Raw genomic sequence first — 8277 nt, 5'->3', positions numbered from 1 at the left:
TTGCAGCTTCATCTATTCGCTGAAAATCACCCGCCAGCCCTTGACGTTACTAGGCTGGCACACTCTATCTGAACAAAGACATCCCAACAGAGGAGCCTTTCAAAATGGCATTCGAACTTCCTAAACTTCCATACGCGCATGATGCTTTGGCCGATCACGGCATGTCCAAAGAGACATTGGAGTATCACCATGATCTGCACCACAAGGCCTATGTGGATAATGGCAACAAGCTGATTGCTGGTACCGAGTGGGAAGGCAAATCCATGGAGGAGATCATCACAGGCACTTATGATGCATCCTCGGTCGCGCAGAACGGTATCTTCAACAACATTTCCCAATTGTGGAACCACAACCAGTTCTGGGAAATGATGGGCCCTGGCAAATCTGCGATGCCATCGGAGCTGGAAAAGGCATTGGCCGAGAGCTTTGGATCGGTTGCCGCGTTCAAAGAAGCGTTTGCAGCTGCTGGCGCAGGTCAGTTCGGCTCTGGTTGGTGCTGGTTGGTCAAGAATGCAGACGGCTCTTTGGCTGTGACGAAGACAGAAAACGGCGTGAACCCGCTGTGCTTTGGCCAGACCGCCTTGCTGGGCTGTGATGTGTGGGAGCATTCCTACTACATCGATTTCCGCAACAAGCGCCCCGCGTATTTGTCCAACTTCATGGACAATCTTGTGAACTGGGAAAACGTCGCGTCACGTATGTGATCGGTTAAACTGATATAATTGTGCGCTACCGCGCGCTTTTAGTCTGATATTTGAAATGCGCCGTCCGGATGATCGGGCGGCGCTTTTTGCAACTGCGGAACGCTCCGCGGGGAGTTTATCGGCAAAATGAAGTCAGCTGAGGAGGCTAAGGGCATCTTCGGGGGAGGCGGCGGTTTTGAAGAAGGTTTTAACGCTTTCCCTGGCGAAGCCTTGCGCGATGACGTGATCGAGCAGTGCGATCAGCGGATCCCAGTAGCCTGCGATGTTGATCAGGACGATGGGTTTCGTGTGCAAGCCTAGTTGCGCCCATGTGAGCACTTCGAAGAATTCATCAAGCGATCCTGCGCCGCCCGGAAGCACAGCGATTGCGTCGGCATTCATGAACATGACCTTTTTGCGCTCATGCATGGTTTCGGTGACGATGTAGGTGGTTAGATCGCTCTTGCCGACCTCCCAATTAATCAGGTGTTGCGGGATCACGCCAAAGGTGTTGCCACCTGCAGATTGGCTTGCGCGGGCCACGCGGCCCATTAGCCCGACGTCGCCAGCGCCGTAGACAAGGCGCAGATTGTTTTGTGCGAGCAAGGCTCCAAAGGCGTCTGCTGCCGCGCCAAAGGCGGGATTGACCCCATCGGATGCGCCGCAAAAGACACAGATTGAGCGTTGTGACATGGAATGCCCCTTATTTTACGTGTTTTGACCGGTGCGCTGGTGTTTGCTATACACGCGCAAAGCTTGCGATAAAAGCTGGCTGTCAGGAGATGGGTTACAATGAGTAAACTTGCTTTCCTATCCTCAGGGACGGGGGTCGCTGTGGGGGCTGGAACTGCTGTATTGGGAGCGGCCTTATTGGCGGCCTATGCGGGGGGCATGTTTGATCGCGCGCCGCAGGTTTTGCCTGAGGCGGTTGTCCCTGTTGTGCAAACCCAACCAGAACCTAGCGCGCAAGTTGTTGCAGAGGTGCCCGAGAAAAGCACCGCGATTAACCAGCCCAGTTTTGATGTGGTGCGGGTAGAGACAGATGGCTCTGCGATGATTGCTGGCAGCGCTGTTGCAGGTAGCACAGTCGCAATCCGCCTGAATGAAGCGGTGGTTGCAGAGGTGAAAGCAGATGGGTCTGGCAAGTTTGCCAGCTTCGTTACACTGCCCGAAAGTACCGACGCGCGTATTTTGACGCTTGATGTTGAAGGCGGCGAGAGCAGCGAAGATCGGGTAATCGTCGCACCCATTGCGAAGGCTAAAACAAGCGCGCCGCAGGACATAAAACAAGAAGCGGCTCAGCCCTCCGTCGTTGGATCACCGCAGCCACCTGTTGAAGCTGAACCGCAGCCTGCGCCAGTTGCTGCAGAGCCAGTGCCAGAGCCAACGGTGCTTTTGGCGAGCAAAGACAGCGTGCGTGTTCTGCAAGGACCGCGCCCTGATGCGATGACGTCATTGCTTGGTGCTATTTCCTATAATGACGCGGGTGATGTGGCGCTTACGGGCCGCGCAGGGGGCGAGTTTGTGCGCGTTTACCTGGACAACCGCGCTGTCGTGACCTCGCAGATCGCCGCTAATGGCGATTGGCAGGTTGGGCTGCCCGAAGTGGATACCGGCATTTATACATTGCGCGTTGATGAATTGAACAAAGCGGGCGATGTGGTTGCACGCGTTGAAACCCCATTCAAACGCGAGGCGGCAGCGGTCTTGGCAGCAGCCAGCGCGCCGGACAAACCGCTACAGGCGATCACAGTGCAACCTGGTGCCACCCTTTGGGCGATTGCGCGCGAACGCTATGGCAGTGGAACGCTTTATGCGCGGGTGGTCGAAGCCAATGCCGATACGATCAAAGATCCTGATCTGATCTATCCCGGGCAGGTTTTTACAGTTCCGGACTAAGCTGGCTGGTCATTCATGCAAGTCGTGATTATCTGTTGTGTCTGAACAAAAGGACGCGGCGCAAATGAGACGACTTTCCCCGACAGATGCGGCGCTTGCGCGCGATCAGAAAATTTCTGGCTGGCGCACGATCCGCCGCGTTGCGCCCTACCTTTGGCCCGCCGACAAGCTGTGGGTCAAGCAGCGAGTGGTTCTTGCGCTGTCGATGCTTTTGATCGCCAAGATCGTCGCCGTTGGCACGCCGCTGCTTTACAAGCGTGCGGTTGATGCCCTTTCCGATGCGGGCGCACCTGATCTGGCGATTGGTGCAATCGGATTGACCATCGCCTATGGCGTCGCGCGCCTTATGTCGAACGGCTTTCAACAATTACGCGATGCGGTCTTTGCCAAAGTCGGGCAGGGTGCCCTGCGCGCACTGGCCTTGCAAACCTTTGAGCACATTCACCGTCTTTCGATGCGTTATCATATCGGGCGCAAAACAGGGGGGCTTAGCCGTATTATCGAACGCGGGGTCAAAGGCGTGGACTTCCTGCTGCGGTTCTTGCTGTTTTCCATCGGCCCTCTGGTGCTCGAATTGCTGATGATTGCGGGCATCCTGTTTTACCTGTTTGATGTTTGGTATCTGGCGGCCGTGTTTGTCACGATTGCTTTTTATGTCTGGTTTACATTTGCCGTCACGGAATGGCGCGTAAAGCTACGCAAGCAGATGAATGACCAAGACACGGACGCGAACCAAAAAGCCATCGACAGTCTGCTCAACTTCGAAACGGTTAAGTACTTCGGCGCCGAAGCACGCGAGGCGCGCCGGTATGATAGTGCGATGGAACTTTATCAGGTTGCCGCGCTGAAGACGTCTTATTCGCTGGCATTTTTGAATTTTGGCCAGTCGTTTTTGATCACTTCCGGCCTTGTCGTTGTAATGGTTCTGGCGGCAATGGGTGTTCAGGCGGGCAACCTGACGGTTGGCGATTTCGTCATGGTCAACGCCTATATGATCCAGATTACCATGCCTTTGAACTTTCTCGGAACGGTCTACCGCGAGATTCGTCAGGCATTGGTGGATATGGGCGAAATGTTTGACTTGCTGGAACAGCCCCCTGAAGTGGCCAACAAGGATGGCGCGAAAGACCTGAAGGTCAGCGGTGGCCATGTGTCACTGAAGGGTGTCCACTTTGGCTATGATGCCGCGCGGCCAATTTTGAAAGGCGTCAATCTGGATGTCCCCGCTGGGCAAAATGTTGCGATTGTTGGCCCGTCAGGATCGGGTAAATCAACCATCGGGCGGCTGTTGTTTCGCTTTTACGATGTTACCGGCGGCGCGTTGTTGATCGACGGGCAGGATGTGCGCGATGTGACACAAACCAGTCTGCATGATGCCATTGGCGTGGTGCCACAGGATACGGTGCTGTTCAACGATACCATCCGCTACAACATCGCCTACGGCAAAGACGGGGCAACGCATGCTGAGATCGAAGAGGCGGCGCGCGCCGCGCAGATTCATGATTTCATCCTGGGTCTGCCTGATGGCTATGAAACAACGGTCGGCGAGCGTGGCTTGAAACTATCGGGCGGCGAAAAGCAACGCGTTGGCATAGCGCGCACGTTGCTCAAGAACCCGCCAATCCTGTTGTTGGACGAGGCGACATCGGCGCTTGATTCCGGGACAGAGCATGAAATCCAGGACGCGTTGGCGCTGGCCTCGCAGGGGCGCACAGTGATAACCATCGCGCACCGCCTTTCGACGATCGCAGACGCGGATCGCATCGTTGTACTGGAAGACGGACAGATTGCCGAGCAGGGCAGCCACACTGAATTGCTGGCGCTTTCAGGGCGCTATGCCGGCCTTTGGCATCGCCAGCAATCTGAAGATGCGGCATGATTATCTGGGCGCTAAGCGGGTTAAGCACGCTCGGCTTCGTTAGCATTATCGCCTTGTCCCTTGGCGCGCCGCGCATCGGACTGGGGCGCTATTGGCCGCCCGAAAGCGCACCAAGTTGGCAGCACAGCAGTTTTCGCATTCTGTTTCGGCTTGGCCTTTATCCACTGGTCGCGCTATCCGCACTTATCGCGCGCGACCTCGGGTTTTGGATGCCAGTGGTTGGATTTGCCTTGATCGTGATCGGATTTGGCGCGGCGCTTTTGTTCACCGGAAAACTCGGTTGGAAACAGGCCTTTGGTGCGGCAGAGGGGCTGGTAACAACAGGTCCATATGCCTTTTCACGCAACCCTGTTTATGTGGCGACATGGCTTGGCCTTTTGGGCTGGGCTCTGTGTTTGCCACATCCAGAAGTATTTGTCCCACTTGCGCTTTGGGCCGTGCTCTACATCGTCGCGCCATATCTGGAAGAGCCATGGCTCGAAGAAAAATTCGGCGCGCCGTTTACCCAATACAAGGCATCCACGCCCCGCTTCTTTGGTCTGTAAATACCTCGGGGTTTGGGGCAGCGCCCCAACGTAGGGTGCGTGATTTCACGCACCCATACCTGTGTTATTCAGCGGCTTTTAGCGGCGCACTCATCATCGGCGCAGGCTCTGACTCCGGCGCGTAGTCTTCGATAGGATCGGGCTCATCACCCCAGATGATAAGCGGTGCCTTGATCCGCCGTGCATCGCGCTGCAATGCCCAATCACGCGCCGCAGCGCTGCTGCGCCCAAGGGACAGTTTGGCCAGAAGGCGCGCGAACCAATGCAGATAGGTTGTTGCCCAAACACGTAGCGCCAGCATGGAGGGGGTAAAGACCAGCGTCAGGACCGTCGCAATGCCAAGGCCAAAGACAACGGCCGTTGCCAGTTGCTTCCACCAAAGCGAAGTCGGGCTATCAATGGAATAACCGCCGCCTATAAAATCGAGGCTTAGACCGAACATCATCGGTGCAAGACCTGCCATCGTGGTGATGGTCGTCAAAAGCACAGGGCGAATGCGATCTTCTGCGGTGCGCACAATCGCTTCGATCCGCGGCATAAAGCGACTGTAATCCTGATAGGTGTCGATAAGAACAATGTTGTTGTTCACCACAATCCCTGCAAGCGCCACGATGCCTGTTCCTGTCATAATGATGGAAAACGCCTGATCCATCACCAGCATCCCGATCAGCACGCCAGTAGTGGACAAGACCACCGCCAAGAGAACCAGAACCGAGTTATAAAAACTGTTGAACTGGGCCAACAGGATGATGAACATCAGGCCAAGCGCACCTGCGAAAGCGGTCGATAGGAATTTCTGGCTTTCTGCCTCTTCTTCCTGATCGCCGGTCCATTCGAATTCGATCCCTTCAGGCAGCGGATTGGTGTCGAGCCATTCAGTCAACATCGCGATGCGTTCATTGGGATTGATAGGAACCACTTTTGTGTCGCCGTTCTCATCCCCGGTGTCTTTCGTAAGATTGGGCTTCACCGCCGCTTTCACATCGAAATAGCGTTTTTGATCGATGCGGTTGATCTCTGCCAGTTTCTCAACCGGTTTGCGCGTCGTGAAATTAGCGAGCGGGATCAAGCCGTCACGTGTGCGCACTTTAAGCGAATCCAAGGTGCTTAAGACACGATCCTCTTCGGGAAGGCGCACGCGGATCTCGATCTCCTCATCCGAGCTGTCAACGCGCATGGTATCCAGAAGGATGCCGCGCGTCACAAGCTGGACCATACCGCCAACTGTGGCGACGTCCGCGCCATAGCGGCCCGCCTTTTGCACATCCACGTCGATCTGCCAGTCAATACCGGGCAGGGGACGGGTATCTTCAATCAGGGTCAGGCCAGGGGTTTCTTCAAATTTGCTGCGCGCAATTTGGGTGGCTGTGACCAGATCATCCCAATCATCGCCTTTCAGGCGCAAGTGAACAGGCTTGCCAGAAGCAGGGCCGCGCGCTTGGGCAAGAATTTCGATGCGAATGCCGGGGATTTGTTCAAGTTGCTCGGTCAGTTCGGCAATAACCAAATCACCATCCAGTTCCGGGCGATCGCGCCGATCTTCCCATGGGATGGTTTCAAGTTGGACCTGACCAATGGTTTCCTTTGGTGCTTGCCCGCCAGAAGCATCAGTGTTCAAGCCGCCTTCGCCCGCGAAAGCAAAGGCCGTTTTGACGCCGGGATGGGCCAGCACGATGGCTTCGGCCTTGGCAACCAAGGCATCCTTTTCGCCAAGCGAGAGGTTTCCGCGCGCCAGAACATAGACGATGGCTTGCTCGGGTTCGCTTTCAACAAAGAATTCAACGCCTTTGTTGTTCGCGCCAAAATAGGTGAAGGTCGACATCACAAAGAAAATAACGGCCCCGATCGAGACCAGCGGCATAACCGGATTACCTGCAATGGCTTTGATAAACCAACCGAATGGCGTGCGGCGATGGCCTGACTTGATCTTGTTTACACGGCGCTCGATCCTGGCGGCACCCAATGTCACGGAAGCCGCAAATGCCCCGAACAGAAACAAGGCGATGCCAGGCAGCGCGCCGACTAATCCGCTGGCGATGGGCGTGCCGCCAAATAGATAACCGGGGTTGAGAATTTGCATCGCGCCAAGAAACACGAGGTAAAGCGCGGGTGGCACCAAAAGCGCGCGCACAAACCAAGGTGTGTTGTTGCGCAGCAGATCAGAGGTGTTACCAAAGGCGCGGCTTAAACGGCCTGTAACGCCGCCCATAACAGGCAGATAGACCAGCGCCACGATCAGCGAAGCTGACAGAACGAAGATCAAGGTCACGGGTAGCATGCCCATAAACTGGCCGGGTACACCGGGCCAGAATAGCATGGGTAGAAAGGCACAAAGCGTTGTCGCTGTTGACGAAACGATAGGCCAGAACATGCGCTTGGCGGCTTCCACATAGGCGTGCATCGGTCCTGAGCCTTCGGAGATGCGTTTGTCGGCGTATTCGACCACAACAATGGCCCCGTCAACAAGCATCCCTACGGCCAAGATCAGGCCGAACATCACGATGTTGGAAATGGTGACTTCCATCACCGCAAGAAAGGCAAAGCACAGCAGGAAGGACGTTGGAATAGCAAAACCCACCAGCAGCGCAGGGCGCGTGCCAAGTGCGGCAAGCACGACGATCATGACAAGTGCAATCGCTGTTAGGACCGAGCCTTCAAGCTGGCTAACCATCGAGCCAACAGTGCGCGATTGGTCATTGGACGTGCCAACATCGACCGAGGCTTGCAGCGCGGCGGGCCATTCTTTGCGGGCGTCTTCGACAGTGGTTTTCACCAATTCAGCGGTGTCGATCAGGTTAAAGCCCTTACGCTTGACGACCTGTAGCGCAACCGAGGTTTCGCCGTTAAAGCGGGCGGTGCCTTTGCGATCTTCAAAGGTCAGGCTGATTTCGGCCAGATCACCCAAGGTGACCACGCGGTCACCGTTGATCTTGACGGGCAGCGCATAAATATCGCGCACGTCGTTGAAGGAAGACGGAATTTTGACCGCAAATGTGCCTTGCGCGGATTCGACTTCACCGGCAGCAATCAATTGGTTGTTGTTCTGGACAACAGAAATCAGCTCGCCCGCGGTGACGTTATAAGCCTCAAGGCGGAGCGGATCGATCAACACCTCAACCATCTCGTCACGGTTGCCTGCGATACCGGCCTCAAGCACGGCGTCCAGACCTTCAATGCGGTCTTGCAGGTCCTTGGCGACCTTCGCCATTGTGCGTTCAGGCACGTCACCTGTCAGGTTTACAATGATGATCGGGAATTCGGAAAAGTTGAT

6 protein-coding genes are annotated in these 8277 nt (G+C 55.7%); 4 read left to right on the top strand and 2 right to left on the bottom strand.

Annotated elements, in window-relative coordinates:
• Positions 1 to 104 precede the first annotated feature (104 nt).
• Complete coding sequence (locus WBC85_RS10200) at positions 105 to 704, top strand: superoxide dismutase (RefSeq protein ID WP_424436251.1); 600 nt, start codon at positions 105 to 107, stop codon at positions 702 to 704.
• A gap of 132 nt (positions 705 to 836) precedes the next feature.
• Here the strand turns inward: WBC85_RS10200 and WBC85_RS10195 are convergent, their stop codons facing one another.
• Positions 837 to 1376 (bottom strand): TIGR00730 family Rossman fold protein, encoded by a 540-nt coding sequence (locus WBC85_RS10195; RefSeq protein WP_424436248.1) that lies wholly within the window; start codon positions 1374 to 1376, stop codon positions 837 to 839.
• A gap of 99 nt (positions 1377 to 1475) precedes the next feature.
• On the opposite strand from WBC85_RS10195, the gene WBC85_RS10190 reads away from it, so the two are divergent.
• The 3 genes from WBC85_RS10190 (at position 1476) to WBC85_RS10180 (ending at position 5006) form a co-directional block, all read left to right on the top strand.
• Positions 1476 to 2582 carry a LysM peptidoglycan-binding domain-containing protein gene (locus WBC85_RS10190; protein ID WP_424436245.1) on the top strand — a complete coding sequence of 369 codons (1107 nt, stop codon included), beginning with the start codon at positions 1476 to 1478 and terminating at the stop codon, positions 2580 to 2582.
• Positions 2583 to 2646: 64 nt separating this feature from the next.
• Positions 2647 to 4461: an ABCB family ABC transporter ATP-binding protein/permease gene (locus WBC85_RS10185; RefSeq protein WP_424436242.1), complete on the top strand. Its 1815-nt coding sequence runs from the start codon at positions 2647 to 2649 to the stop codon at positions 4459 to 4461.
• A complete protein-coding gene (locus WBC85_RS10180; RefSeq protein WP_424436238.1) occupies positions 4458 to 5006 on the top strand; it encodes a methyltransferase family protein in 549 nt (182 codons plus the stop codon). Before WBC85_RS10185 ends, WBC85_RS10180 begins: the two co-directional genes overlap by 4 nt.
• A gap of 64 nt (positions 5007 to 5070) precedes the next feature.
• Here the strand turns inward: WBC85_RS10180 and WBC85_RS10175 are convergent.
• Positions 5071 to 8277: efflux RND transporter permease subunit (locus WBC85_RS10175; RefSeq protein ID WP_424436235.1), on the bottom strand; the 3207-nt coding region annotated here is incomplete at its 5' end.

Source organism: Planktotalea sp. (assembly GCF_049680325.1).
Taxonomy (GTDB): Bacteria; Pseudomonadota; Alphaproteobacteria; order Rhodobacterales; family Rhodobacteraceae; genus Planktotalea.
This window is presented reverse-complemented; position numbering and strand designations above follow the sequence as displayed.

What these genes read in the sequence shown, in the direction of transcription:
- WBC85_RS10180 (WP_424436238.1), top strand. Translation starts at nt 4,458, where the DNA reads ATGATTATCTGGGCGCTAAGCGGGTTAAGCACGCTCGGCTTCGTTAGC.
- WBC85_RS10195 (WP_424436248.1), bottom strand. Translation starts at nt 1,376, where the DNA reads ATGTCACAACGCTCAATCTGTGTCTTTTGCGGCGCATCCGATGGGGTC.
- WBC85_RS10185 (WP_424436242.1), top strand. Translation starts at nt 2,647, where the DNA reads ATGAGACGACTTTCCCCGACAGATGCGGCGCTTGCGCGCGATCAGAAA.
- WBC85_RS10190 (WP_424436245.1), top strand. Translation starts at nt 1,476, where the DNA reads ATGAGTAAACTTGCTTTCCTATCCTCAGGGACGGGGGTCGCTGTGGGG.
- WBC85_RS10200 (WP_424436251.1), top strand. Translation starts at nt 105, where the DNA reads ATGGCATTCGAACTTCCTAAACTTCCATACGCGCATGATGCTTTGGCC.